Origin of the sequence: Brucella sp. IR073, assembly GCF_049065735.1 — a bacterium.
Lineage (GTDB): Bacteria > Pseudomonadota > Alphaproteobacteria > Rhizobiales > Rhizobiaceae > Paramesorhizobium.
Window position 1 is genome coordinate 356,035 of sequence record NZ_JBAKHD010000001.1, and the last position, 23,988, is coordinate 380,022.

A 23,988-nucleotide genomic window follows, 5' to 3' on the forward strand; every position below is an offset into this window, starting at 1 on the left:
GCGGCGCTTTATTCTGCAACATTGGCGATTAGCGAAAGCGGAACTGACATCCAATCTCCCCCCTTGAGGGGGAGATGCCCGGCAGGGCAGAGGGGGGTGAGAGGCAGCGCGTGAGGATGACCAGCCGGTCACTCCCGCTTGACCCTGCAAGTCTGACAAACTAGGACGTGGCATCCTGATTTTTCACGAGGCCCGCCCGTGTCCACCCATCTGCCCGATCACATGCATCCGACCCGCTCCTTCCAGGGGCTGATTCTGACGCTTCACAACTACTGGGCGGAGCGAGGTTGTGCGATTTTGCAGCCATACGACATGGAAGTCGGCGCGGGCACGTTCCATCCGGCGACGACGCTGCGCTCGCTCGGGCCGAAGCCTTGGAAGGCGGCCTATGTGCAGCCTTCGCGCCGTCCCAAGGATGGCCGTTATGGCGAGAACCCCAATCGGCTCCAGCATTATTACCAGTATCAGGTGATCATCAAGCCGTCGCCGCCGAACTTGCAGGAACTCTATCTCGGCTCGCTCAAGGCCATCGGCCTCGATCCGCTGCTGCACGACATCCGCTTCGTCGAGGACGATTGGGAAAGCCCGACGCTGGGCGCCTGGGGCCTTGGCTGGGAGTGCTGGTGCGACGGCATGGAAGTGTCGCAATTCACCTATTTTCAGCAGGTCTGCGGCATCGAATGCGCGCCGGTCTCGGGCGAGCTGACCTACGGGCTCGAGCGCCTCGCCATGTATGTGCAGGGCGTCGATAATGTCTACGACCTTAATTTCAACGGCCTCGAAGGCGACGAGAAGGTCACCTATGGCGACGTCTTCCTGCAGGCCGAGCAGGAATATTCCCGCTACAATTTCGAGATGGCGAATACGGATGTGCTGCACCAGCACTTCATCGACGCCGAAAAGGAATGCGCGGCCATTCTGAAGGCCGGCTTCACCGGCGAGATGTCGCTGCACAAATGCGTCTTCCCGGCCTATGACCAATGCATCAAGGCCTCCCACGTCTTCAACCTGATGGACGCGCGCGGCGTCATCTCCGTCACCGAGCGCCAGAACTATATCCTGCGCGTACGCAACCTCGCCCGCCAATGCGGCGAGGCGTTCCTGCTGACCGATGCGGGCGGCTTTAACCATAAGAACGAGGCTGCGTGATGCCCGATTTGTTGCTCGAACTTCGCTCCGAGGAAATCCCCGCGCGCATGCAAAGAAAGGCTGCGGGCGATCTGAAGAAGCTCGTCACCGACGGCCTTGTCGAGGCGGGGCTGACCTATGAGGCGGCGCGCGAATATTGGACGCCGCGCCGGCTGGCGCTCGATATCAGGGGCCTCACCATCCGCTCCAAGGACGTTCACGAGGACATCAAGGGCCCGTCCGTATCGGCTCCGGAAGCGGCGGTACAGGGCTTCCTGCGCAAGGCCGGTCTCACCGATGTTTCGCAAGCCCATGTCCACACCGACCCGAAGAAGGGCGATTTCTACGTCGCCCACATCACCAAACCGGGTCGCGCGGCGGAAGAGATCATCGCCGAACTGATCCCGCAGGTGATCCGCGATTTCCCCTGGCCGAAATCCATGCGCTGGGGCGCGGCCTCCGCCAAGCCCGGCTCATTGCGCTGGGTGCGCCCGCTGCAATCGATCCTCTGCACCTTCGGCCCGGAGACCGAGGAGCCGGTGGTGGTCGATTTCGCCGTTGACGGCATCCGCTCCGGGAATGTCACCTATGGCCATCGCTTCATGAGCGACGGCGAGCCGATCACCGTGCGCCGCTTCGATGACTATGTGACGAAGCTGGAAAAGGCCAAGGTCGTGCTCGACGCCGACCGTCGCAAGGAGATGATCCTTGACGACGCCCGCAACCTCGCCTTCGCCTCCGGGCTCGAACTGGTCGAGGACGAGGGGCTGCTGGAGGAAGTCTCCGGCCTCGTCGAATGGCCCGTCGTGCTGATGGGCACCTTCGAGGAAGAATTCCTCGCGATCCCGCCCGAAGTCATCCGTCTCACTATCCGCGCCAACCAGAAATGCTTCGTCACCCGCAAGCAGGGCGAGAGCGAAGTGCTCTCCAACCGCTTCATCCTCGTCTCCAACATCGAGGCGAAGGATGGCGGCAAGGAAATCGCTTATGGCAATGGCAAGGTCGTCCGCGCCCGCCTGTCCGACGCGCTCTATTTCTGGAAAACCGACCAGGCCGATCTGCCTGATGTAGAGAAGCTGAAAGCCTCGGCGGAGAAACTCGGCCTCGATCTGACAAAGCCGCTCGACCAGCGCATGGCGCGTCTGGATGCGCTCGATGTCACCTTCCATGCCAAGCTCGGCACGCAAGGCGCGCGCGTCGAACGCATCCGCCGCCTCGCGCGCGAAATCGCCCCCATCGTCGGCGCCGATCCGGACTTGGCCGAACGCGCCGCGCTGCTTGCGAAAGCGGATTTGCAGACCGAAGTCGTCGGCGAGTTCCCCGAACTGCAGGGCGGCATGGGCCGCAAATATGCCCTCCTGCAGGGCGAGCACTCCTCCGTCGCCGCCGCCATTGAGGAGCATTACAAGCCCCTCGGCCCCAGCGACCGCGTCCCGCGCGATCCGGTATCGATTGCTGTGGCCTTGGCGGACAAGCTCGACACCCTCACGGGTTTCTGGGCCATCGATGAAAAGCCAACTGGCTCGAAAGACCCCTATGCGCTACGCCGTGCAGCGTTGGGTGTAATCCGGGTGGTGCTGGAGAATGGGATAAAACTGATTTGGAAATTTCCAGATGGAAAAACGGTCTCTCTCCTCCACCTATTTGCTGTCGCCGTATCGCAGCTTTTCGTAGAATTTAAGCTGAAGGAATTGAAACCACATGTTGAAAAGGCGGGCGATTTAGAAAATGTTGGAGCAGTAACCGCCGGTTTCCAAAACACTCTTATCGAGAAATGGACAAGCAGGACGTCAGCCTTAGAATTTGCCGAACAAAGTCACGACCGAGCGTGGAATATAGCGACCGATCTTTTATCCTTCTTCCACGACCGTCTGAAGGTCTATCTCAAGGACGAAGGCGCGCGGCATGACGCCATCGACGCAGTACTGTCGCCTGACGCGGATAACCTTTTGCTCATCGCCCGGCGGGTCGAGGCGCTGATCTATTTCATCAACACCGAGGACGGCAAGAACCTGCTGGCCGGCACCAAGCGCGCCGCCAATATCCTCGCCGCCGAGGAGAAGAAGGGCACGCGGGTGGCGGAAGCCGTCGATCCCGCGCTTTTCCGGGAGGAAGAGGAAAGGACGCTCTTCGCCGCCATCGGCGAGGCGGAAAGGGATGCGGCGCAGGCAATCGAAGCGGAAGATTTCTCGGGCGCCATGCTGGCCCTCGCCAAACTGCGCGGTCCGGTCGATGCTTTCTTCGAAAAAGTGCTCGTGAACGACGAGAACGAAAAAATCCGCGCCAACCGCCTCGCTCTCCTCGCCCGCATCCGCGAGGCGACGGGGAAAGTGGCGGATTTTTCGAAGATCGCGGGGTGAAGGCTCCCGCCCTCCTTCCCCGCAAGGGGGAAGGAGGGGCGCTATTCCGCCCCCGTCCGCAGCTTCATCTCCCCCAGCATCTCATCCGTCAGCGCGCCGACCGGCATCGCATCCACGCTCTTTTCGGTCTCTCCCTGTGCCACGGCGCTCCCCGGCTTCTGCCCCTGCATCCGCACCATATACTCCCGCGCGCGCTGGCGCCGGGCTTCCAGCGCTGCGCGCCTTGCCTCTCCGGCTGCCTTGTCTGCCTCGCAAACCCGGCAGATCGGGTTGCCGAGCGCGTCCACGCCGTCAAAGCCGATATATTCGATGGAACGGACCTGCCGGGGAGGAGTCGGGGTCTCTATCGAGCCCGCATGGGCCGGTGGGATGAAGGCAGGCGTCAGCGCCAACAGTGCGATAAATCGAAATGACATTGTTCATTCCCCGCATGAATGATGCCGTGACTCCTAGCATTCAGCGGTTTCGATCCCGTCTCCGCGATCCCTAGCATTTTAACGATCCCGCTTGTTTTCTTGCGCTGCTCGAAGCCCTTGTGTAGGCAAATGGCCGACAGGAGAATGGATGTGCCTGAAACAGCCAGCATAAATGACGAGGCGCTCGCCCGCGCGGCGCGGATCTTGGGCGATGGCGGGCTTGTCGCTATTCCCACCGAGACCGTTTACGGCCTCGCCGCCGACGCCACAAACGGCCTGGGGGTCGCGAAGATTTTCGAGGCCAAGGGCCGCCCGCGCTTCAATCCGCTGATCTGCCATGTGTCCGATGCCGCCATGGCGGAACGCTTCGTCGAAATCGATCCCTTCTCGCGCCGCCTGATCGACGCCTTCTGGCCGGGTCCGCTTACGCTGGTGCTGCCGCTCAAGCAAGACGCTGCCGTCCATCCGCTGGTGACAGCCGGGCTCTCCACGCTGGCGGTGCGCATGCCGCGCGGGGCTGCGGGCGAGATCATCGCCATGCTGGACCGCCCGCTCGCCGCCCCCAGCGCCAACACCTCCGGCCGCATCAGCGCGACGAGCGCCGAGGCCGTCGCCGACGATCTGGGCGCGAAGGTGGACATGATCCTCGACGCGGGCCCATGCCCGGTCGGGCTGGAATCCACCATCGTCAAGATCGAAGGCGAAGTGATTTCGCTGCTCCGCCCCGGCGGTCTGGCGGCTGAGGAGATCGAGGCCTTGACCGGCAAAACGCTGCACCGCCTCGACCAGCGCGCCGCCATCCAAGCCCCCGGCATGCTCGCCTCGCACTACGCCCCCCGCGCCGTCATGCGCCTCGATGTGACCGAAATCGAACCCGGCGAGGCGCTGCTCGCCTTCGGCCCCATGCGAGCCAAGGGCGCGGACCGCGCCTCGCATCGCCTCAACTTAAGCGAGGCGGGCGACTTGCGCGAGGCGGCGGTGCATCTTTTCGATTATATGAAGCGTCTCGACGCGACGGGCGCGGGCATCATTGCCGTCGAGCCCATCCCGCATGACGGGCTGGGCGAGGCGATCAACGACCGCCTGGCTCGAGCGGCGGCGCCGAGAGAATAGTTGTTAGATGAAGGCCCATACGATCACCCCCCTCTGCCCTGCCGGGCATCTCCCCCTCAAGGGTGGAAATTACGCTTCCATTGACGTTCGGCACCAATCGCCAACATCGCAGAATGAGCGATTGCGCTCCTGTCGGCCAATCTCCCCCCATAAGCGGGAGATGCCCGGCAGGGCAGAGGGGGGGTATGCAACGCGCCGAAGAGAAGGTAACTATCAATGACCGTCCAGCCCACCACCCCGGATTCCGCCCTTCTCGACCGCTTCGCCGCCATTGTCGGCGAAAAGAATGCGCTGCGAGCGCCTGAGGACATCGCGCCCTACCTCATCGAGCAGCGCGACCTCTATCACGGCCGAGCCGCGATGGTGCTGCGCCCTGGCTCGGCGGAGGAAGTCTCCGCCATCCTCAAGCTCGCCACCGAAACCGGTACGCCCATCGTGCCGCAGGGCGGCAATACCGGCCTTGTCGGCGCGCAGCAGCCCGATGGCAGCGGCCGCGCCATCATCCTGTCACTGTCGCGCATGAACCGCATCCGCTCCATCGACACCGCAGGCCATCTTGCGACGGTGGAGGCAGGCGTGGTGCTGAAAAATCTGCAGGATGCGGCGGCGGAAGTGGGTCTGCTCTTCCCGCTCTCGCTCGGCGCGGAGGGCTCCTGCCAGATCGGCGGCAATCTTTCATCGAATGCGGGCGGCACGGCGGTGCTCGCCTATGGCAATACGCGTGAGCTCTGCCTCGGGCTGGAGGTGGTGCTGCCGACGGGCGAGATCCTCAACGATTTGCGCTATGTGAAGAAGGACAACACCGGCTACGATCTGAAAGACCTTTTCATAGGCGCGGAAGGCACGCTCGGCGTCATCACCGCTGCCGTCATGAAGCTTTATCCTCAGCCCAAGGGCAAGGGCGTCGCCTATGCGGGCCTCAAAAACCCCGATAATGCGCTGAAGCTGCTGGGCCTTGCGACCGAACATGCGGGGCCCGCGCTCACCGGCTTCGAGCTGATGCCGCGCATCGGCGTCGAGTTCACCGTGCGCCATGTCGAGGGCGTGCGCGATCCGCTGGAAACTCCGCATGACTGGTATGCGCTCATCGACATTTCCTCCTCGCGCTCGTCCGACGACGCCCGCGCTATCCTCGAGACGATCCTGACGGAAGCCTATGAGGCCGGTCTGGTTCAGGACGCGGCGATCGCCGAAAGCGTCGCTCAAGAAAAGATGTTCTGGAAAATGCGCGAGGAGATGTCTTGGGCGCAGAAGCCCGAGGGCGGGTCGATCAAGCATGACATCTCCGTGCCCGTCGCCTCCATCCCCGCTTTCATCGAGGAAGCGGGCAGGGCTGTCGAGGAGATGATACCAGGCGCGCGCATCGTCTGCTTCGGCCATATGGGCGACGGCAACTTGCATTATAACATCTCGCAGCCGGTCGGCGCCGATAAGCGGGCCTTCCTCGCCCGCTGGGGCGAGGTCAACCACCGCATCCACACCATCGTCGCCCGCTATGGTGGCTCCATCTCCGCCGAGCACGGCATTGGCCAGCTGAAGCGCGAGGAGCTCGTGCATTTCAAAAGCCCGGTGGCGCTGGCCTTGATGAAGAAAATCAAGGCGGCATTCGATCCGGCGGGGATCATGAATCCTGGGAAGGTGATTTGAACACTCACCACCTGCAGTCTTGAAATTTTTCGCCACGTGAAATAGATTACCGGAGTGAACAGGGAGATTTCTCCCCCTGTTCTTTCGCGTTAGATAAAGAATTGGACCCGCACGATAGCCTGCCAGCCCGTGCGGGTTTTCTTTATCGTCAGCGTGATCCTGATGGTTATGCTCATCATTTTCACTCCGTTCGAGGGCGAGGCGCTCGCCTGCGCTGGCGTAGCCCATCTCCGCCAGCGCGCCGGGGCTGGCTCCCGGCGCCTGCTGCTTCCGCTCTCGACGTTGTGACATTAGAACAAGTGTAATAAAATTGTGAAGAAGTTTTTCTTCAGCAGTTTATAAACAAATTCAATGCAATGGCCCGCCTGATGCTTACCAGAACCTTACTCATGGTTTCATTCTGCTAACCATCTGCGAAATCAGGAAAATTTAACTGAACTAATTAAGCGCGCCGGTAATAAACCGCGCCTATTCTCTCACACAACGAGGCCATGAATGGCCCAACACACGGGAGACCGGAAAACCGGCCCCGGGACGACAGGGAGACCGGAACACCGGCTCTCAGGAGAGACAGAGGCGTACAGAAACATGATGAACCAAGGGCTGAAGCCAGTATGGGCAGGCCGCGAATTGCGGCTCGATCCTTTTCATTTTCCGCAGGTGGCGACTTACACCGCGCGGGATGAGGGGGGTGATGTCACCTTCACCATTACCGAGCGCGGCGCGGTGATCCGCCGCATTCTGCCGGAAAGCGGGGTGCCCATGTCCATCGCTCTGCCCGCCCGCGCGTTTCAGGGCGTCACGGCCCGCGCGGTGGAAGATGAGTTCGGCGGGATCACCGTCACGCTGGAACTGATGCACGCGGACCCGCAACTGTCAGTGCCGCTTCTGGTGGCGCATGATCTGGATGACGTCGCCGCCGACTGGCGCGCCTGGTCCGCCGCCTTCAATCTGCCGATGATGCTGGTGGAAGAAGACGGCGTCGCCCGTCCGCTCGAGGAAAGCATGGGCCCGGTCGGGGTCGCCCAGCCGCAGCCGCGCCGCCAGGGGCACGAGCCCCGCCGCCGCCGCCCCCGCTTCCTCGCCCGCCGCAAGACCGGCAATCTCGGCGTCCGGCTTGTGGTGTCGGGGACGGAGATTATCGCGCGGAGGTGAAGCGCCCTCCTTCCCCCTTGCGGGGAAGGTGTCTGCGGCGCAGACGGATGGGGGTGGTGACGTTTATGCTTGCTCCGAAGACTGTGGCGCAAACGTTACCACCCCCACCCGGCCCTTCGGGCCACCCTCCCCGCAAGGGGAGGGAGACCACTCATCCCTCCCGAACCGTCAACACCCGATCCACCAGCCCCCATTCCACAGCCTCTTCTGCCGTCATGAAGAAGTCCCGGTCCATCGCCTTTTCGAACTCTTCATAGGAACGCCCGCAATGCTCGGCATAAAGCCGGGTCATCCGCTGCTTCGTCTTCAGCGCTTCCTCGGCATGGATCATGATGTCGGATGCCTGCCCCTGAAACCCACCCAATGGCTGGTGGATATGGATGCTCGCATTGGGCAGGGCGACGCGCTGGCCGGGCTCGCCCGCCATCAGTAGGAATGATCCCATTGAGCGCGCCGTGCCCATGCAGAGCGTATGCACCGGCGCGCGGATGAGACGCATGGTGTCGTACATGGCAAGGCCGCTGGTCACCACGCCACCGGGCGAATTGATATAGAGGTGGATCGGCTTCGTCGGATTCTCCGCTTCCAGAAACAGCAGCTGCGCGCAGACGAGCGCCGAAATTGTGTCGTTCACCTCCCCGTTCAGGAAGATGATCCTTTCGCGCAGAAGACGGGAATAGATGTCGAAGGACCGCTCCCCTCTTGAGGATTGTTCCACGACCATAGGGACGAGTTGCATCGCTTCGCGCATGGGCGAACTCCAATCTTTCTCGAAAATATCGGCTAATATCCTGCCGCGTCAGGCGGCGAGCATGAGGGCCGGGCTGTTGCTGTTGGCCGCGGCCGGTTCCATCCGCTTGCCCTTTATGCCGGTCAATTCATGGATGACCCTGAGGCAGGTGCCGCCATCGTCGTTCGGGACGATGCGGAAGGTGACGAGGCTTTCGGTGAAGGGCGCTTTCGTTTCCCGCATCCGGTAGCTGACTTCCTCGCCCTGTGTCACGCTCGCCGCCTCCATATCGGCCAGCGCGCCATCGGGCAGCCAGTTCTGCCGGAATTCGGGAATGCTGATCGCGCGCCAGACCTTCTGCGGCGGCTCGTCGATCTCGAATTCCATCTCGATTGTTTTGTCCTGTTCTGCGCTCATTGATCCATATCCTTCAGCAAGACCTTGAGCGCTTCGATGCGCTGCGGCCAGAAGGCGCGATATTTCGCCAGCCACTCGGCGATGAACGCCAGCCCTTGCGGGTCGACCTCGTAATTCACGAAACGCCCCTGCCGCTGTTCTTTCACGAGCCGAGCGCTCCGCAGAACCGAAAGATGCTGCGACATCGCCGGCTGGCTGATCTCCATCCCCTCCCGCAAAGCACTCGCATTCATGCTGCCCCCGGCAAGCTTCTCAAAGATCGCGCGGCGGGTGGGGTCGGCCAGGGCTCTGAATATGTCAGTGTCTGTCATGGAAGACAGATAAGCATGGACTTATGTGATTTGCAAGAGAGATTTGAGGATCGTTTGAAGGTGGCGCGTGGGCACACCCCCTCTGCCCTGCCGGACATCTCCCCCTCAAGGGGGAAGATTGGCTGTGACACCCGCTTTCGCCAATCATCAACGTCGCAAGATAAAGCGCCTTCATCGTTGAAGGCTAATCTCCCCCCTTGAGGGGGAGATGCCCGGCAGGGCAGAGGGGGGTATTGTCCCGCCAACGTTTCATTTTCACCTCTTCTTCGCCAAAAACGCCGCCACCGCCTCGCGCGCTTCTTGCGAAGTCAGCCGCTCGGCAAAGTGCTTCGCCTCCCGCGCGATGCGATCGCCGACCGGCTCATCCGCCCCGCGCAGCAGCGCCTTGGCGATCTGCATCGCCTGTGGAGGCCGGGCAGCAACCGCGCGGGCGGCTTCGAGCGTGGCCGACTCAAGTTCCTCCGCCTCAACGATGCGATACACGATCCCGGCCTCTTTCGCCGCTTCTGCCGAAAATCCTTCGCCCAGTGCCAGGAGCGCAAATGCCTTCTGATAGCCCATCAAACGGGGCGCCAGCAGGCTCGACCCCGCCTCCGGCACCAGACCCAGATCGACGAAAGGCGTGCGGAAAACCGATTGCGGCGTGGCGAAGGTCAGGTCGCAATGGAGATGGATCGTCGTGCCGATGCCGATGGCAAGGCCATCCACGCCCGAGACGATGGGCTTTTTCGCGGTCGAAAGCGCGTTCAGGAAATCGAGCACCTCCGCGCCAAGGCTGCCCCCACTCGCCGCCGCCATGAAATCCTGCATGTCGTTGCCGGCGGAAAACGCGCCGGGAGCGCCGAAAAACACATGCACACGGATGGCATGGTCCGCGTCACCCTTGCGCAGCGCCTCGGCCATGGCTGCATACATGGCGCGGGTGAGGGCGTTTTTCTTCTCTGGGCGGGTGATGCGGATGATCTGCACCGCGTCCTGCCGTTCGATGATGATGTGTTCGGACACTGGAGTTCTCTCCTTTAATGCGACGGTTGCGGCATTGCGCCCTCCTTCCCCCTTTGCGGGGAAGGTGTCTGCGGAGCAGACGGATGGGGGTGGTGACGTTTGTGCTTTTGCTGGAGAAAGTGGCGTACACGTCACCACCCCCATCCGCCCGCTAACGCGGGCACCTTCCCCGCAAGGGGGAAGGACGGCCTTAGTCCTGCAACGCCGCGCCTGCGTTGATAAGGCTCCCGGCCCCATTGACGACGCGATCCTTCAACGCCGCCGTTTCATTCAGCAGATTCTCCGCATAAAACCGGCAAAGCGCCGCGCGACCCGCATCGTCACCCGCCAGCGCCCCCTTGGCAAGGTAAGCGCCACCCACTGCCAGCCCGAACAGCCGCAGATAAGGCGTCGCGCCGCAAAGCGCCTCCGTCACCCGGCCTTGCGTGAGCGCCTGTTGCAGGTAAGCCGTCGCCTCTTCCAGATCGGCAAGCGCCGCAGAAAGGCAGGCGGCGGTTTCACCCAGTTCCGTGCGGTTGGACGACCCCGCTTGATCCCCAATCGCCCGCAGCTCCGCGATATAGCCCTTCACATGCTCGCCATTGCCGAGTGGCAATTTCCGCTGCACCAGATCGATGGCCTGTATCCCATTCGTGCCCTCATAGATCGGCGTGATGCGCACGTCGCGTAAGAGCCGCGCCGCGCCGGTTTCCTCGATGAAGCCCATGCCGCCATGCACCTGGATGCCGAGGGATGCTGCCTCGACGCCGATATCCGTGCCGAAAGCCTTGGCGACCGGGGTCAGCAGGCTGGCGCGGTCGGCCCAATGGCGCGCCTCGTCGCCTGCCGATACGCGCGCCATGTCGAGCGCGTGGGCGCAGGCATAGGCGATGGCGCGGGCAGCTTGCGTCAGGCCTTTCATGGTCAGCAGCGTGCGCTGGATATCGGGATGCTCAATGATCGGGCTCATGCCTTCGCCGTTAAAACCCGGCGCGCGGCCCTGCCGCCGCTCCCTGGCAAAGACAAGCGCCTTCTGGTAGGCCGCTTCGGCCACCGCCACGCCCTGGATGCCGACGAGCAGGCGGGCATTGTTCATCATTGTGAACATGCAGGCGAGGCCACGATTCTCCTCGCCGATAAGCCAGCCCTTCGCGCCTTCGCCCGAGGTGCCGTCGCCATAGATCATGGTGCAGGTGGGGGAGGCGTGGATGCCGAGCTTGTGCTCGATCCCCGCGCAATAGACTTCGTTGCGCTTGCCCGGCGCGCCATCCGCATCGGGAATGTATTTCGGCACGAGGAACAGCGAGATGCCCTTGGTTCCCGCCGGGGCGTCGGGCAGGCGTGCCAGCACCAGATGGACGATATTGTCCGTCATGTCGTGCTCACCATAGGTGATGAAGATCTTCTGACCGAAGATGGAATAGGTGCCGTCGCCATTGCGCACCGCGCGGGCCTTGAGTGTGCCGAGGTCGGAGCCTGCCTGCGGCTCGGTCAGGTTCATGGTGCCGGTCCATTCGCCTGACATGAGCTTTGGCAGGTAAAGCGTCTTCAATTCATCGGAAGCGTGCTTTTCCAAGGCCTCCACCGCACCCATGGTCAGCGTCGGCGCCAGCGCGAAGGCGAGGGAGCCGGAATTCCACATCTCCGATACGGCGACGGAAAGCATGGTCGGCAACCCCTGTCCGCCATAGGCCTCATCGCCCGTCAGCGCATTCCAGCCGCCCGCCGCCCAGTCGGTATAGAGCTCTTTCCAGCCCGGCGCGGTGGTGACGTTGCCGTTCTCTAGCTTCGTCCCATGCTTGTCACCCGCTTCCGCCAAAGGCGCAATCCGCTCCTCCGCGAATTTCCCGGCTTCCTCCAGGATGGCATCGACCAGATCGGCCGAGAGATCGCCGAAACGCTGGCTCGCCAGCGCGTCCTCCAGCCCCGCAACCTGTTTCAGCGTATGGGCGATATCCTTGATAGGCGCGCGGTACATGAAATCTCCTCCGGGGGGTGCCGGGCGGATCGCTACGCGAGCGCCCGGCGAGTTTCTGCCTCGGAGAAGAGCTATCGGCTTATTACGTAAACGTCAATAATCCCGGCGGCCTATCCCGCCAGTATGTCCGTTGCCTTGTGATCTTCGCCCACACCGTCGAGCAGGACGACACTGCCTTCCGAATTGTCGGTGCGTAGGTGCATGATCTTCTGATAGGCCGGGGAGGCGTACCACGCGCGGGCATGCTCCATGTCCGGAAAGGCGATCATGATCAGATCGGCGGGCCATTCGCCTTCCAGAACGGTCTTCTTCGCGCCGTGGATGATATAGCGTCCGCCGAAGGGCTTCAGGGTCTCGTCGATCTGTTCCAGATATCCGATAATTCCGGGGCCCATGGTGACATTATGGAGGAGGGCGGCGGCATAGGCGGTCATGATTGTGTTCCTTTCGGCTTGATTGAACGAGCCGAATATCGCCGGTGGTGCGCGGCAAGTCGATTACATCTAAGGTAATAGAATTCATGCGCGATCATGATAGTGTCTGCGCATGGACCAGACATCAGCATCACCAGGAAATCTCCTCCAGTCCTGGCGCCGCAAGAGGCGCTTGAGCCAGCTCGACCTCGCATCCGAGGCCGGCATCTCCCAGCGCCACCTAAGCTTCGTGGAATCCGGCCGCTCGCAGCCGAGCCGGGACATGGTGCTGCTACTGGCGGAGCACCTCGCCATCCCCATGCGTGAGCGAAACGCCCTGCTGCTCGCCGCCGGTTATGCGCCTCATTATCGCGAGCGGGCGCTCGATGATCCTGACCTGAAAACGGCAAGGGAGGCGGTCGATCGCATTCTGAGGGGCCATGAGCCGCATCCGGCCCTCGCCGTCGACAGGCACTGGAACCTCATCTCCGCCAACCGCGCCATCGAGTTCCTTATCCAAGGCGTGGATGAAACACTGCTCTTGCCCCCGGCCAATGTCCTGCGCCTCAGTCTCCACCCGAAAGGGCTGGGCCCGCGCATCGTCAATTACCGCCAATGGCGCGCCCATGTGATCGAACGGCTCAAGCGGCAGATGGACCATCTGCCCGATGCCGCGCTGGCGGCGCTTGTCGAGGAGATCAAATCCTACCCGGTGCCGGCAGGCGCCAAGCCCTACAGGGAGGACACAGCCCTCAACGCCATCGCCGTTCCCTTCGTCCTCGCCACCGGCAGGGGCACGCTGTCATTTATCTCCACCACGACAGTTTTCGGCACGGCGGTCGATATCACGCTGTCGGAGCTGGTGATCGAGTCCTTCTTTCCTGCAGATGAACAGACAGCGGAAATCATGCGGCAGGTCGCTATTCCCGAGCGCGCAAACGCGGAAACATTGGATGCCCTCGCTGAAGTGGAGCGTGGCGGTCTCAGGCAATTCGATTCTGTTGAAGAATTGTTTGAGGACCTGCATTCGGAAGATTGAGCATACCAGCCCTCCGATACGCCTCACTTCCTCTCCCGTTCCACCGCGCGCCAGCCGATGTCGGAGCGGTGGAAGCCGCCCGGCCAGTCAATTGCCTTTACCGCCGCATAAGCCTTCGCCTGCGCGTCGAGCACGCTCTTGCCCGTGGCGGTGACATTGAGCACCCGCCCGCCATTGGCGACGAGCTGGCCATCCTTCATCGCCGTGCCCGCGTGGAAAATCTGCACATCGGGCAGCTTCGCGGCTTCCTCGATGCCCTTGATCACGCTGCCCTTTTCCGGTGCGGTGGGGTAGCCTTTCGCGGCCATCACCACGGTCAGCGCCGGATCGTCGTTCCAGCGGATCGAGACCTGATCGAGCAGGCCATCGGCGGCGGCGTTGAGAAGCAAGAGCAGATCGTCCTTCAGCCGCATCATCAGAACCTGGCATTCGGGATCGCCGAAGCGGGTGTTGTATTCGATGAGTTTAGGGCCATCCTTGGTAATCATCAGCCCGGCGAAGAGAATGCCGGAGAAGGGCGCGCCGATCTCGGCCATGCCGCGCATGGTCGGCTCGATGAGCTCGCGCATGGTGCGTTCGATGATGTCAGGCGTCATGACAGGGGCGGGGGAATAGGCCCCCATGCCGCCGGTGTTGACGCCCGTGTCGCCGTCGCCGACGCGCTTGTGATCCTGCGCGGTGCCGAGGGGGAGGGCGGTCTTGCCGTCGCAAAGGCAGAAGAAGCTCGCCTCCTCGCCGTCGAGATATTCCTCTACCACCACTTCCGCGCCCGCTGAGCCGAACGCGCCCTCGAAACAGGCATCCACTGCATCGAGCGCGTCCTGAAGCGTCATGGCGACGACCACGCCCTTGCCCGCCGCAAGCCCGTCCGCCTTGACGACGATGGGCGCGCCTTTCTCGCGGATATAGGCCTTGGCCTTCGGCGCATTGTTGAAGCGGCCATAAGCGCCGGTCGGAATATTGAAGCGGGCGCAGAGATCCTTGGTGAAGCCCTTGGAGCCCTCAAGCTGCGCCGCCGCCTTTGACGGGCCGAACACCTTGATCCCGGCGGCGCGCAAATCGTCCGCAAGGCCCGCGACGAGCGGCGCTTCCGGGCCGACGACCACGAGGTCGATTCCCTCTTCCTTGCAGAAAGCCGCGACCGCCGCATGGTCGGCCGCATCGAGCGCCACGCAGGTCGCCACCTCGGCGATGCCGGGATTGCCGGGCGCGCAATAGAGCTGATCGAGCACTGGCGAGGCGGAAATTTTCCAGGCCAGCGCGTGTTCGCGTCCGCCTGAGCCGATCAACAGGACTTTCATGGGCCTTGCTCCATTCACACGATAAGAATAGGACATGACCGGAATTGAAGGGAAACGGCCATGGCGCAGCCCGAACTACACGGAACGATTCAGTCGCGCAATGCACAAGGCCGCGTCATGGACGCGCCATCAGGCCATTGGGTCTACCGGGCGCTGCCACGATGGCTTTGGCCCTATGCGCAATTGGCCCGCTGGGACAGGCCCATCGGCTGGCAATTGCTGCTCTGGCCCTGCGGGTGGTCGGTGGCGCTGGTTGCGGCGGCGGGTGCGCATCCCGGCGAAGACATATGGGCGCTCATCCCCTCGCCATGGCATTTGCTGCTTTTCCTCATCGGCGCCATCACCATGCGCGGCGCGGGCTGCACCTATAACGATCTCGTCGATCAGGACATCGACGACAAGGTGGCGCGCACCCGCTCACGGCCCCTTCCTTCCGGACAAGTGACACGTGCGCAGGCAAAGATCTTCCTCGTCCTGCAGGCGCTGGTCGGCCTCGCCGTGGTGCTGCAGTTCAATCTGTTCTCGATCCTCCTCGGCTTCGCCTCCCTCATTATCGTCGCGGCCTATCCCTTCATGAAGCGGATCACCGACTGGCCGCAATTAGTGCTGGGGCTGGCCTTTTCATGGGGCGCGCTGATGGGCTGGGCGGCGGACCAGGGCAGTCTCGCACTTCCGCCGCTGCTACTCTACGCCGGGGCAATCCTCTGGACCATCGGCTACGACACCATCTACGCCCATCAGGACAAGGAGGACGACGCGCTGGTCGGCGTCCGCTCCACCGCCCGCCTCTTCGGCGCCAGGACGAAGGAGGCGCTCTTCGCGCTCTATGGCAGCGCGCTGGCCCTCTTCCTCGCCGCCTTCGCCACCGCCGATGTGCCTTTCCCCGCTGTCGCCGGCCTCTTCGCCGCGGGCGCGCATATGTATCGCCAGATCGTCACGCTCGACATCGACAACCCGGACCAATGCCTGCGGCTGTTCAAGTCTAACAATATGGTCGGCTGGCTGATCTTCCTCGGGCTGGTTCTGGGCGGGCTTTGGGTGGCGGTGAAGCCGGTGGTTTAGGGGCGAACACCTAGCCCAGGCGCTATCTCACCGTTCACCATCTTGCTCACCCATCAGCAAGAGGCGGATATCCTGAATGGACCTCATGAGGATCGATGGGGTGTCAGATGCAGGGATGAAATCCCAGCCCCGCCAATAGTGCTCGGCTTCGGTGTCGAGCGCCCTGACGACGACGGCACGACCGCCAACGATATCTGCTCCGGCGATACACCTTCGCAGCGCATCCCTGACCAATCCACTACCGATCCCTTGGCCCGCATATCGCCGGTCGACAGCGAGCTGTCCAATCAGAAGGCAAGGGATTGGGTCTGGTGCGCGCCCGGTTCGGATGGCGCGCGGCACGGCCTTCGATGGGATCGCCGTAGGCGCCAGCCCATAATAACCGACTACTTCTCCGCGATCGTGAACGACAAGAACACGTGTAAAGCCGCGAGTCTGGTTGGATCTGGCAAAGTTGACAAGCCACGTATTGAGTGCTGGTTTGCCGCAGTCGAAAGCATCAAGCCGGTGTGTGTCGTCCAGCGGTTCAATGCCTGAAAGCGTGACCCGCAATCTACTGCTCCCACGGTGCTGAACGGCGGAGCCGCTCGACTGCTTTTGGTGAGGGAGGGGTGGTTGGAGCCGAAATCATTTTAAGGAAGGCATCGTAATCGTCCGGGGAAAGCCGGATGACAGTTTCGTTCAAGATCGCCAGTTGCGCCTCCTGCAAAGCTGCCTGGCGCACGAATTCAGTGCGCGATAGACCGCGCAGTTCCGCGCCGCGATCGATGATAGACAGATCATCGTCGCGAAACCGCATGGAGACGGGCGTTTCCTTCCTCTGGGCTATGTTGGCCATGTTACACTCCTATGGTGCGCATACCATACCCGAATGTAATGCAAATCGCAATACACTTACGGATAAAGCCGGGTCTTCTCCCATCCCCCCTCCGGTGTTTCGCGCGTAAACACCACCCGGTCGTGAAGGCGGAAGGGGCGGTCGTGCCAGAACTCGATGGAAACGGGCTTGAGCCGGAAGCCGGACCAGTGCGGCGGGCGGGGGATTTCGCCGATGGCATAGCGCGCCGTATACTCGGCGACGGCCTTTTCCAGGGCGAAACGGCTTTCGAGCGGACGCGACTGTTTCGAGGCCCATGCGCCAATGCGGCTGCCGCGCGGGCGCGAGGCGTAATAGGCGTCGGCCTCCGAATCGCTCACCGGTTCGACGGGCCCCCGCACGCGCACCTGCCGGCGCAGCGATTTCCAGTGGAAGCACATGGCGGCCTTCTGCTGGCCCAGAATCTCGCGCCCTTTCTGGCTTTCATAATTTGTGTAAAAAACGAAGCCCTGCTCGTCAAAGCCCTTCAAAAGCACCATTCTGACGTTCGGCATGCCGTTTTCGTCCACGCTTGCCAGCGCCAGAGCGTTGGCATCGTTGGGTTCGGATTTCGTCGCGTCGGAAAGCCACTGGGCGAAGAGTTGAAACGGCTCTTGCGCCTCAGTAAAGTCACCGCTTGTTAACTCCGTGTCGCCCATAATTTCGCCTCGTCGATATCAGCAAAAGGGAAAGGCATTGGCATTAAGGAATGCGCGCCCCACTCGAGTCTCCGCAGCTTGTCTTTATCGCCTCTCGGCGGTGTTGACGCTTGGCGTCCTTGCCGGCTGCGCCATGAAGGGGTTCAGCATCGAGAGCGCCGTTCCCGATAGTGCGACCATTACCGGCTCCGTCCCTGCTGCGCAACAGGCCGAGACCGACAAGGGCAAGCTCTCCGACCAGGCCACGGTGCGCAACGTCGTCTCGGCGCTCGATTTCCGCAAATGGGGCGAGACGCCCATTCCCTGGGCCAATCCGGAGACGGGCAGCCAGGGCACCATCACGACCGTGGCGGAGACGAAGAACGAGACCGGCCTCTGCCGCCGCTTTCAGACCTCGCGCGAGGCGTTCGACGGCGTTTCGATCTATAAGGGCGAGACCTGCCTCGAAAAGGACGGCGCGTGGATGCTGAAATCCTTCGCGCCGATTTGAGGCGCTTGGCTCCGCTTGCATCAGCTAAGCGGCGGATTTTCTGGAGAAATCTGGAAGTTTCACCGGTCAATACGCATATCTACTTCGAATTTCTGATCTCCTTCCGCAACGAGGAACAATATGCGCGATCCCTATAGCGTGCTGGGCGTCGCCAAAACGGCGAAGCCCGAAGAGATAAAATCGGCATACCGCAAGCTCGCCAAGAAATATCATCCCGACCAGAACCCGGATGATCCAAAGGCGAAGGAGCGCTTTGCCGAGGCGAGCCAAGCCTATGACATCCTCTCCGACAAGGAACGCCGGGCGCAGTTCGACCGTGGCGAGATCGATGCCGAGGGCAAGCCGGCATTCCAGGGCTTCCAGGGTTATCATCCCGGCGGCGATCCCTTTGCCGATTTCGCGCGCCGGGCAGGGGCAGGCGCTGGCCAGAACACGCATTTCGAGTTCCGCACCGGGCCGGGCGGGGGCTTCGGCCAGGGCGGTTTTGGCGGCGCGGAGGACATATTGAATGACCTCTTCGGCGGCGGCGCGGCGGGTGCGCGGGCGCGTGGCAGACCGGCCAAGGGCGCGGATCTCTCGGCGTCCATCGACATATCGCTGGAACAGGCCGCGGGCGCGGAGAAGGTCGAGGCGGTTTTCCCGAACGGCAAGCGGCTGGCGATCAAGCTGCCGAAATATGTCGAGGAGGGCCAGACCATCCGCCTGAAAGGGCAGGGCGAGCCGATGCCGGGCGGCGCGCCCGGCGACGCGCTGGTGACGATCCATTTGAGGCAGCACCCGCGCTTCGAGTTGAAAGGCCGCGATCTGCATCTCGACCTGCCGGTGTCGCTGGCGGACGCCGTGCTGGGCGCGCGCATCGAGGTGGAAACGCTCGATGGCCGCGTGGCGGTGAAGGTGCCTGCGTGGTCAAGTTCCGATCGCGTGCTGCGCCTGAAAGGCAAGGGCCTGCCGCAGAAGGCAGGCGAACGCGCCGATCTTTTCGTCCACGTCCGCATCATGCTGCCTGACGGCGGCGACCCGGAGCTGGAGGCGCTGATGGAGAGGCAGCGGGCGGCTTAACGGCTCGCTCCTTCCTTCCCCCCTTGCGGGGAAGGTGTCTGCGGAGCAGACGGATGGGGGTGGTGACGTTTGCGCTTTTGTTGGAGAATATGGTGTAAACGTCACCACCCCCACCCGGCCCTACGGGCCACCCTCCCCGCAAGGGGGAGGGGAAGCCCCAAGTTACACCCCGATATATCAAGTTTCTGATTAATCCCGCCTTTTTCGCCCGCTCTTGCTTGAAGCCCGCGCGCGGCTATGCAATACGGCGCTAGGTTTATGCGCAAGTCCGGACGGAAAACCGCTTCGCACTTTTCCTGGGCTTGCTCTGTGTCGCTTCAGAACAATTTTGACGAGGGTCGGGTAATGACCGCCAAATCTGGTTTGTTGCAGGGGAAACGCGGCCTTATCCTTGGCGTCGCGAACAACCGTTCCATCGCATGGGGCATCGCCAAGGCCGCCCATGAGGCGGGGGCGGAGCTTGCGTTCACCTATCAGGGCGAGGCGCTGAAGAAGCGCGTGGAGCCGCTGGCCGAGGAGCTGGGCGCTTTCGTCTGCGGCCATTGCGATGTCGCCGACGCCGCCACCATCGACGCCGTCTTCGAGACGCTCGAAAAGAAATGGGGCAAGCTCGATTTCGTCGTCCATGCCATCGGCTTTTCCGACAAGGACGAGCTGACGGGGCGCTATGTCGATACGTCCGAAGCCAATTTCTCCAAGACGATGCTGATCTCGGTCTATTCGCTGACGGCCATCGCCAAGCGCGCCGAGAAGCTGATGACCGATGGCGGCTCGATCCTGACGCTGACCTATTACGGCGCCGAGAAGGTAATGCCCAACTACAACGTCATGGGCGTCGCCAAGGCCGCGCTGGAGGCGAGCGTCAAATATCTCGCCGTCGATCTCGGCCCGCAGAACATCCGCGTCAACGCCATCTCCGCCGGCCCGATCAAGACGCTCGCCGCTTCGGGTATCGGCGATTTCCGCTATATCCTCAAATGGAACGAGTATAACGCGCCGCTGCGCCGCACCGTCACCATCGAGGAAGTGGGCGATGTCGGTCTCTATTTCCTCTCCGACCTCTCACGCTCGGTGACGGGCGAGGTGCACCACGCCGATTCGGGCTATCATGTCGTCGGCATGAAGGCCGTTGACGCGCCTGATATCTCCGTCGTCAAAGATTAATCGGGATTATATTCGCTGTGATACGGGACATCATTTACTTCTCGCGTCACGGCGAGACGGACTGGAACGTGTCGCAACGCATCCAGGGGCAGATCGATATCGATATCAACGCCCATGGCCGCGCGCAGGCCGACCGCAATGGCGACATGCTGAAATCGCTGATCGGCACGGGTGCCGGTTTCGATTTCGTCGCCAGCCCGCTCCGGCGCACCCGCGAGACCATGGAGCGCATCCGCGCCCGTATGGGGCTGGACCCTTATGCCTTCCGCACCGATCCGCAATTGATGGAAGTCAATTTCGGCGACTGGCAGGGCTATATGCTCGAAGACATCGCCGCCGAGCGGAGCGATCTGGTCGAGGCGCGCGCCCGCGACAAGTGGAATTTCGTGCCCCCCGGCGAGGGTGCTGAAAGCTACATGGTGCTGGCCGGGCGCATCGGTGATTGGCTGGAAAGCGTGAAGCAGCCCACCGTCTGCGTCACCCATGGTGGCTGCATCCGCACGCTGTTTTATCTCATCGAGAAAATGGACGGCCACGAAGCCGCCAACCTCTCCATCCCGCAGGACCGTCTGCTGCGGCTGGAGGAGGGCAAGCTGACGTGGATTTAGCTATTCCGTCTCTTCGATATCCGTAATGAACCGGTCCTTATCGACGACATCGTAGGACAGCGCGACCTTCATGCCCTCGTTGATGGCGCTGTAGTCGAACTCGCCCGGCAGCTTGTAGACATTGCCGTCATCGAGCGTGATCGTGTTGCTCTCCTCGTCGATATGCGTGATCTTGCCCTGGGCGTCATCCGCCATGGCGATCGTCGAAAAAAGCGATACGAACACAAAAAGCAGGGCGATGAAAATCTGCATGGCGGTCTTCCCCGATAAGAATCCAACGAGCCGAAGTGAAGAATAGACGGCGGATTATGTCAAAATAATTATCGGAAAAACTTGTATTAAGGAATTTTTTAGGCAGGAAATGCACTGAATCGCGCGTTCCGACACAATTGCGGCCAAATTGGCCCGCGCGATTTGACCGGCGCGCGAATCCCCCATAAAACCTGCGCTGTTATTGCCCGGCTCGGGGGCTCCTGAGGAAATTCATGTCTCACAATACGTTCGGCCATCTGTTTCGCGTCACCACCTGGGGTGAGAGCCATGGTCCCGCGCTGGGCTGCGTCGTCGATGGCTGCCCGCCCGGCATCCGCTTCACCGAAGCAGAGATCCAGTCCTATCTGGACAAGCGCAAGCCCGGCCAGTCGAAATACACCACCCAGCGCCGCGAGCCGGATCAGGTGCGCGTGCTCTCGGGCGTGCTCATCGAAGATGACGGCGTGACCATGGTGACGACCGGCACGCCGATCTCGATGATGATGGAGAACACCGACCAGCGTTCCAAGGATTATGGCGATATCGCCCGCCAATACCGCCCCGGCCATGCCGACTATACCTATGACGTCAAATACGGCATCCGCGACTATCGCGGCGGCGGGCGCTCCTCGGCGCGTGAAACCGCCGCACGGGTCGCCGCAGGCGCCATCGCGCGTAAGGTCGTGCCGGGCCTGACCGTGCGCGGCGCGCTGGTGGCGATGGGCGTGCATGACATCGACCGCACCCGCTGGGACTGGGCGCAAGTCGACAACAACCCCTTCTTCACCCCCGACGCCGGCTCGGTGGAAATCTTCGCCGAATATCTCGATGGCCTGCGCAAGGCGGGCTCGTCCGTGGGCGCCATTATCGAGATCGTCGCCGAAGGCGTTCCGGCAGGTCTGGGCGCGCCGATCTATGCCAAGCTCGATCAGGACATCGCCAGCTATCTGATGTCGATCAACGCCGTCAAAGGCGTCGAAATCGGCAATGGCTTCGAGGCCGCGCGGCTGACCGGCGAGGAAAATGCCGATGAAATGCGCATCGGCCCGGATGGCAAGCCCGTCTTCCTCTCCAACCATGCGGGCGGCATTCTGGGCGGCATCGCCACCGGCGCGCCCGTCGTCGCGCGTTTCGCGGTGAAGCCGACATCCTCGATCCTCACCCCGCGCCGCTCCATCGACAAGGACGGCCATGAGGTGGACGTGATGACCAAGGGCCGCCACGACCCCTGCGTCGGCATCCGCGCCGTTCCCATCGGCGAGGCCATGGTCGCCTGCGCCATTGCGGACCATTATCTGAGGCATCGGGGGCAGACGGGGAAGGGGTGAATGGTTCGCCTGACGTCATTCTCGGGCTTGTCCCGAGAATCTACAACGGTACGATTTTCAGGACGGTAATCGCTTTTCCTTTCCTCGTCGCAGATTCTCGGGACAAGCCCGAGAATGACGGCGAGACGGGTTACCGCCAAGGCAGCATTTCAATTGAACTGTAAGGATTGCTGAATGACCTTCGACCAAAAACGCACCGTCGATGCCATCCGCGCCTTCGAGCGTGGGGAGATCGTTGTCGTCACCGATGACGACGGCCGCGAGAATGAGGGCGATTTGATCGTCGCGGCGGTGCATTGCACGCCGGAGAAGATGGCCTTCATCGTCCGCCACACCTCCGGCATCGTCTGCACCCCCATGCCGCGCGAGGAGGCCAAGCGCCTGAACCTGACGCCCATGGTGGCGGACAATGAATCCGCCCATACGACGGCCTTCACCGTCACCGTCGATTACCGTCACGGCACCACGACAGGCATCTCCGCCGACGACCGCACGCTGACGGTGCGCAACCTCGCCAACCCCAATGCGGGCGCCGCCGATTTCGTCCGTCCCGGCCACATCTTCCCGCTCGTCGCGCGCGAGGGCGGGGTGTTGATGCGCTCCGGGCACACGGAAGCGGCTGTCGACCTGTGCAAGCTCGCGGGCCTGCCGCCCATCGGCGTCATCTGCGAATTGGTCAATGATGACGGCTCCGTCATGCGCGGGCCGCAGATCGCCGCATTCGCCGAAGAGCACAAACTCCAGACCGTCACGGTCGCGGATTTGATCGCCTATCGCCAGCGCAAGGAAACGCTGGTCGAGCGGGTGAACGAGGCGCCGGTCGAAACCTCCGCCGGCCCCGCCAAAGCCTATACCTATCAATTGCCCTGGGAGCCGATGCAGCACGTCGCCATCGTCTTCGGCGATATCAGAGACGGCGAGGACGTCTCCGTGCGCCTCCAGCGCGAGGATGTGCTGTCGGATGTGTTCGGCGGCGTCTGCAGCCTCGACGCGATCCTGAAGCGCATGGCCGAGGCGAAGCGCGGCGTGCTGGTCTATCTGCGGCAGGGCTCTGTCGGCGTCCGCGAGGCGGTCAGCGACGCCCGCGCCCGCGACGCCATCCCCGCCGACCGTGAATCCCACGCCGAAGCCCGCGCCCGCGAGGAAGAATGGCGCCAGATCGGCCTCGGCGCGCAGATATTGAAGGATCTTGGGATTACCTCCATCCGGCTTCTGGCGTCACGTGAGCGGCATTATGTCGGGCTGGAGGGGTTCGGGATAAAGATCGTGAAGACGGAGATTTTGTAAGCTTGGCGCCGACTTTTGCGGGCTCGCGCCCTCCCTCCCCCTTGCGGGGAGGGTGGCCGCGTTAGCGGACGGGTGGGGGTGGTGACGTTCCGCCAAGGTCTCAAGCAGAAGTGCGACGTCACCACCTCCATCCGCCCGCTACGCGGGGTTCGTCGCTGGAAAAGCCAAATCGTTGGCTTTTCCTCGGCCTGCGGCCGAACGCTCCTCAATCCCCGCAAGGGGGAAGGAGGG

Annotated in this window: 25 protein-coding genes and 2 pseudogenes; 15 read left to right on the forward strand and 12 right to left on the reverse strand. The window is 62.4% G+C overall.

From position 1 onward, the window contains the following. Positions 1–222: 222 nt before the first annotated feature. The 3 genes and pseudogenes from ACOWVG_RS01755 to ACOWVG_RS01765 all read left to right on the forward strand — a co-directional run. Positions 223–1,149 (forward strand): glycine--tRNA ligase subunit alpha, encoded by a 927-nt coding sequence (locus tag ACOWVG_RS01755; RefSeq protein ID WP_420960152.1) that lies wholly within the window; start codon positions 223–225, stop codon positions 1,147–1,149. 47 nt (positions 1,150–1,196) lie between these two features. Then, a pseudogene (glyS, locus tag ACOWVG_RS01760) lies at positions 1,197–2,996 on the forward strand (glycine--tRNA ligase subunit beta); the annotation flags it as partial. Further along, positions 2,970–3,488, forward strand: a pseudogene (locus tag ACOWVG_RS01765) (DALR anticodon-binding domain-containing protein); the annotation flags it as partial. The pseudogenes glyS and ACOWVG_RS01765, both read left to right, overlap by 27 nt. Positions 3,489–3,529: 41 nt before the next feature. Here ACOWVG_RS01765 and ACOWVG_RS01770 read toward each other — a convergent pair. After that, the gene (locus tag ACOWVG_RS01770) at positions 3,530–3,904 is read right to left on the reverse strand and encodes a hypothetical protein (protein ID WP_420959740.1); all 375 of its coding nucleotides are present in this window, start codon (positions 3,902–3,904) and stop codon (positions 3,530–3,532) included. 150 nt (positions 3,905–4,054) lie between these two features. Between ACOWVG_RS01770 and ACOWVG_RS01775 the strand changes: the two genes are divergently transcribed. From ACOWVG_RS01775 to ACOWVG_RS01790, 4 genes are all read left to right on the forward strand, one after another. Next, entirely contained in the window at positions 4,055–5,017 is a 963-nt protein-coding gene (locus ACOWVG_RS01775) for an L-threonylcarbamoyladenylate synthase (protein ID WP_420959741.1), read from the forward strand. 216 nt (positions 5,018–5,233) lie between these two features. Then, a complete protein-coding gene (locus ACOWVG_RS01780; RefSeq protein WP_420959742.1) occupies positions 5,234–6,664 on the forward strand; it encodes an FAD-binding oxidoreductase in 1,431 nt (476 codons plus the stop codon). 162 nt (positions 6,665–6,826) lie between these two features. Continuing rightward, complete coding sequence (locus tag ACOWVG_RS01785) at positions 6,827–6,952, forward strand: hypothetical protein (RefSeq protein ID WP_420959743.1); 126 nt, start codon at positions 6,827–6,829, stop codon at positions 6,950–6,952. A 300-nt stretch (positions 6,953–7,252) separates the two neighbouring features. Next, positions 7,253–7,819 (forward strand): DUF6101 family protein, encoded by a 567-nt coding sequence (locus tag ACOWVG_RS01790; protein ID WP_420959745.1) that lies wholly within the window; start codon positions 7,253–7,255, stop codon positions 7,817–7,819. Positions 7,820–7,970: 151 nt separating this feature from the next. Here ACOWVG_RS01790 and ACOWVG_RS01795 read toward each other — a convergent pair whose 3' ends face one another. From ACOWVG_RS01795 to ACOWVG_RS01820, 6 genes are all read right to left on the reverse strand, one after another. After that, the gene (locus ACOWVG_RS01795) at positions 7,971–8,570 is read right to left on the reverse strand and encodes an ATP-dependent Clp protease proteolytic subunit (RefSeq protein WP_420959746.1); all 600 of its coding nucleotides are present in this window, start codon (positions 8,568–8,570) and stop codon (positions 7,971–7,973) included. 48 nt (positions 8,571–8,618) lie between these two features. Then, the gene (locus tag ACOWVG_RS01800) at positions 8,619–8,966 is read right to left on the reverse strand and encodes an SRPBCC family protein (RefSeq protein WP_420959747.1); all 348 of its coding nucleotides are present in this window, start codon (positions 8,964–8,966) and stop codon (positions 8,619–8,621) included. Next, a complete protein-coding gene (locus ACOWVG_RS01805; protein ID WP_420959749.1) occupies positions 8,963–9,277 on the reverse strand; it encodes an ArsR/SmtB family transcription factor in 315 nt (104 codons plus the stop codon). Before ACOWVG_RS01805 ends, ACOWVG_RS01800 begins: the two co-directional genes overlap by 4 nt. 255 nt (positions 9,278–9,532) lie before the next feature. Beyond that, positions 9,533–10,282, reverse strand: coding sequence for a crotonase/enoyl-CoA hydratase family protein (locus ACOWVG_RS01810; protein WP_420959750.1), 750 nt, complete (start codon positions 10,280–10,282; stop codon positions 9,533–9,535). Positions 10,283–10,472: 190 nt separating this feature from the next. Beyond that, entirely contained in the window at positions 10,473–12,239 is a 1,767-nt protein-coding gene (locus ACOWVG_RS01815; protein ID WP_420959751.1) for an acyl-CoA dehydrogenase, read from the reverse strand. 110 nt (positions 12,240–12,349) lie between these two features. Continuing rightward, on the reverse strand, positions 12,350–12,673 hold the full coding sequence (locus ACOWVG_RS01820; RefSeq protein ID WP_420959752.1) for a DUF1330 domain-containing protein: 324 nt from the start codon (positions 12,671–12,673) through the stop codon (positions 12,350–12,352). A 112-nt stretch (positions 12,674–12,785) separates the two neighbouring features. Here ACOWVG_RS01820 and ACOWVG_RS01825 point away from each other — a divergent pair, with 112 nt between their 5' ends. Then, complete coding sequence (locus ACOWVG_RS01825) at positions 12,786–13,691, forward strand: helix-turn-helix domain-containing protein (RefSeq protein WP_420959753.1); 906 nt, start codon at positions 12,786–12,788, stop codon at positions 13,689–13,691. A gap of 23 nt (positions 13,692–13,714) precedes the next feature. Here ACOWVG_RS01825 and purD read toward each other — a convergent pair whose 3' ends face one another. Beyond that, positions 13,715–14,992, reverse strand: coding sequence for a phosphoribosylamine--glycine ligase (purD, locus tag ACOWVG_RS01830; protein ID WP_420959754.1), 1,278 nt, complete (start codon positions 14,990–14,992; stop codon positions 13,715–13,717). Positions 14,993–15,052: 60 nt separating this feature from the next. On the opposite strand from purD, the gene ubiA reads away from it, so the two are divergent. Continuing rightward, positions 15,053–16,054, forward strand: a complete 1,002-nt coding sequence (ubiA, locus tag ACOWVG_RS01835) for a 4-hydroxybenzoate octaprenyltransferase (protein WP_420959755.1) — start codon at positions 15,053–15,055, stop codon at positions 16,052–16,054. Positions 16,055–16,081: 27 nt separating this feature from the next. On the opposite strand, the gene ACOWVG_RS01840 is transcribed toward ubiA, so the two are convergent. From ACOWVG_RS01840 to pdxH, 3 genes are read right to left on the reverse strand one after another with little or no spacing between them, the layout of a single operon-like run. Continuing rightward, the gene (locus tag ACOWVG_RS01840) at positions 16,082–16,606 is read right to left on the reverse strand and encodes a GNAT family N-acetyltransferase (RefSeq protein ID WP_420959756.1); all 525 of its coding nucleotides are present in this window, start codon (positions 16,604–16,606) and stop codon (positions 16,082–16,084) included. Between the two features lies 1 nt (position 16,607). Continuing rightward, positions 16,608–16,892 carry a DUF1778 domain-containing protein gene (locus tag ACOWVG_RS01845; RefSeq protein ID WP_420959757.1) on the reverse strand — a complete coding sequence of 95 codons (285 nt, stop codon included), beginning with the start codon at positions 16,890–16,892 and terminating at the stop codon, positions 16,608–16,610. Positions 16,893–16,948: 56 nt separating this feature from the next. Beyond that, complete coding sequence (gene pdxH, locus ACOWVG_RS01850; protein WP_420959758.1) at positions 16,949–17,569, reverse strand: pyridoxamine 5'-phosphate oxidase; 621 nt, start codon at positions 17,567–17,569, stop codon at positions 16,949–16,951. A gap of 37 nt (positions 17,570–17,606) precedes the next feature. Here pdxH and ACOWVG_RS01855 point away from each other — a divergent pair, with 37 nt between their 5' ends. From ACOWVG_RS01855 to ACOWVG_RS01870, 4 genes are all read left to right on the forward strand, one after another. Further along, positions 17,607–18,059 carry an RT0821/Lpp0805 family surface protein gene (locus ACOWVG_RS01855; RefSeq protein ID WP_420959759.1) on the forward strand — a complete coding sequence of 151 codons (453 nt, stop codon included), beginning with the start codon at positions 17,607–17,609 and terminating at the stop codon, positions 18,057–18,059. Positions 18,060–18,179: 120 nt separating this feature from the next. Continuing rightward, on the forward strand, positions 18,180–19,118 hold the full coding sequence (locus ACOWVG_RS01860) for a DnaJ C-terminal domain-containing protein (RefSeq protein WP_420959760.1): 939 nt from the start codon (positions 18,180–18,182) through the stop codon (positions 19,116–19,118). A 345-nt stretch (positions 19,119–19,463) separates the two neighbouring features. Then, complete coding sequence (gene fabI / locus ACOWVG_RS01865; RefSeq protein WP_420959761.1) at positions 19,464–20,282, forward strand: enoyl-ACP reductase FabI; 819 nt, start codon at positions 19,464–19,466, stop codon at positions 20,280–20,282. Positions 20,283–20,299: 17 nt separating this feature from the next. Beyond that, a complete protein-coding gene (locus ACOWVG_RS01870; protein ID WP_420959762.1) occupies positions 20,300–20,890 on the forward strand; it encodes a histidine phosphatase family protein in 591 nt (196 codons plus the stop codon). On the opposite strand, the gene ACOWVG_RS01875 is transcribed toward ACOWVG_RS01870, so the two are convergent. Next, positions 20,891–21,142, reverse strand: coding sequence for a DUF1344 domain-containing protein (locus ACOWVG_RS01875; protein WP_420959763.1), 252 nt, complete (start codon positions 21,140–21,142; stop codon positions 20,891–20,893). A 233-nt stretch (positions 21,143–21,375) separates the two neighbouring features. Here ACOWVG_RS01875 and aroC point away from each other — a divergent pair, with 233 nt between their 5' ends. Together aroC and ribB are read left to right on the forward strand one after the other, a co-directional pair. Further along, positions 21,376–22,470 (forward strand): chorismate synthase, encoded by a 1,095-nt coding sequence (aroC, locus tag ACOWVG_RS01880; protein WP_420959764.1) that lies wholly within the window; start codon positions 21,376–21,378, stop codon positions 22,468–22,470. A gap of 174 nt (positions 22,471–22,644) precedes the next feature. Continuing rightward, positions 22,645–23,757, forward strand: a complete 1,113-nt coding sequence (gene ribB / locus ACOWVG_RS01885; RefSeq protein WP_420959765.1) for a 3,4-dihydroxy-2-butanone-4-phosphate synthase — start codon at positions 22,645–22,647, stop codon at positions 23,755–23,757. Positions 23,758–23,988 lie beyond the last annotated feature (231 nt).

What these genes read in the sequence shown, in the direction of transcription:
- ACOWVG_RS01805 (WP_420959749.1), bottom strand. Translation starts at nt 9,277, where the DNA reads ATGACAGACACTGACATATTCAGAGCCCTGGCCGACCCCACCCGCCGC.
- purD (WP_420959754.1), bottom strand. Translation starts at nt 14,992, where the DNA reads ATGAAAGTCCTGTTGATCGGCTCAGGCGGACGCGAACACGCGCTGGCC.
- ACOWVG_RS01785 (WP_420959743.1), top strand. Translation starts at nt 6,827, where the DNA reads ATGGTTATGCTCATCATTTTCACTCCGTTCGAGGGCGAGGCGCTCGCC.
- ACOWVG_RS01800 (WP_420959747.1), bottom strand. Translation starts at nt 8,966, where the DNA reads ATGAGCGCAGAACAGGACAAAACAATCGAGATGGAATTCGAGATCGAC.
- ACOWVG_RS01795 (WP_420959746.1), bottom strand. Translation starts at nt 8,570, where the DNA reads ATGCGCGAAGCGATGCAACTCGTCCCTATGGTCGTGGAACAATCCTCA.
- ubiA (WP_420959755.1), top strand. Translation starts at nt 15,053, where the DNA reads ATGGCGCAGCCCGAACTACACGGAACGATTCAGTCGCGCAATGCACAA.
- ACOWVG_RS01875 (WP_420959763.1), bottom strand. Translation starts at nt 21,142, where the DNA reads ATGCAGATTTTCATCGCCCTGCTTTTTGTGTTCGTATCGCTTTTTTCG.
- ACOWVG_RS01860 (WP_420959760.1), top strand. Translation starts at nt 18,180, where the DNA reads ATGCGCGATCCCTATAGCGTGCTGGGCGTCGCCAAAACGGCGAAGCCC.
- ACOWVG_RS01780 (WP_420959742.1), top strand. Translation starts at nt 5,234, where the DNA reads ATGACCGTCCAGCCCACCACCCCGGATTCCGCCCTTCTCGACCGCTTC.
- ACOWVG_RS01755 (WP_420960152.1), top strand. Translation starts at nt 223, where the DNA reads ATGCATCCGACCCGCTCCTTCCAGGGGCTGATTCTGACGCTTCACAAC.
- pdxH (WP_420959758.1), bottom strand. Translation starts at nt 17,569, where the DNA reads ATGGGCGACACGGAGTTAACAAGCGGTGACTTTACTGAGGCGCAAGAG.
- fabI (WP_420959761.1), top strand. Translation starts at nt 19,464, where the DNA reads ATGACCGCCAAATCTGGTTTGTTGCAGGGGAAACGCGGCCTTATCCTT.
- ribB (WP_420959765.1), top strand. Translation starts at nt 22,645, where the DNA reads ATGACCTTCGACCAAAAACGCACCGTCGATGCCATCCGCGCCTTCGAG.
- ACOWVG_RS01845 (WP_420959757.1), bottom strand. Translation starts at nt 16,892, where the DNA reads ATGGCCAACATAGCCCAGAGGAAGGAAACGCCCGTCTCCATGCGGTTT.
- ACOWVG_RS01820 (WP_420959752.1), bottom strand. Translation starts at nt 12,673, where the DNA reads ATGACCGCCTATGCCGCCGCCCTCCTCCATAATGTCACCATGGGCCCC.
- ACOWVG_RS01790 (WP_420959745.1), top strand. Translation starts at nt 7,253, where the DNA reads ATGATGAACCAAGGGCTGAAGCCAGTATGGGCAGGCCGCGAATTGCGG.
- aroC (WP_420959764.1), top strand. Translation starts at nt 21,376, where the DNA reads ATGTCTCACAATACGTTCGGCCATCTGTTTCGCGTCACCACCTGGGGT.
- ACOWVG_RS01825 (WP_420959753.1), top strand. Translation starts at nt 12,786, where the DNA reads ATGGACCAGACATCAGCATCACCAGGAAATCTCCTCCAGTCCTGGCGC.
- ACOWVG_RS01815 (WP_420959751.1), bottom strand. Translation starts at nt 12,239, where the DNA reads ATGTACCGCGCGCCTATCAAGGATATCGCCCATACGCTGAAACAGGTT.
- ACOWVG_RS01770 (WP_420959740.1), bottom strand. Translation starts at nt 3,904, where the DNA reads ATGTCATTTCGATTTATCGCACTGTTGGCGCTGACGCCTGCCTTCATC.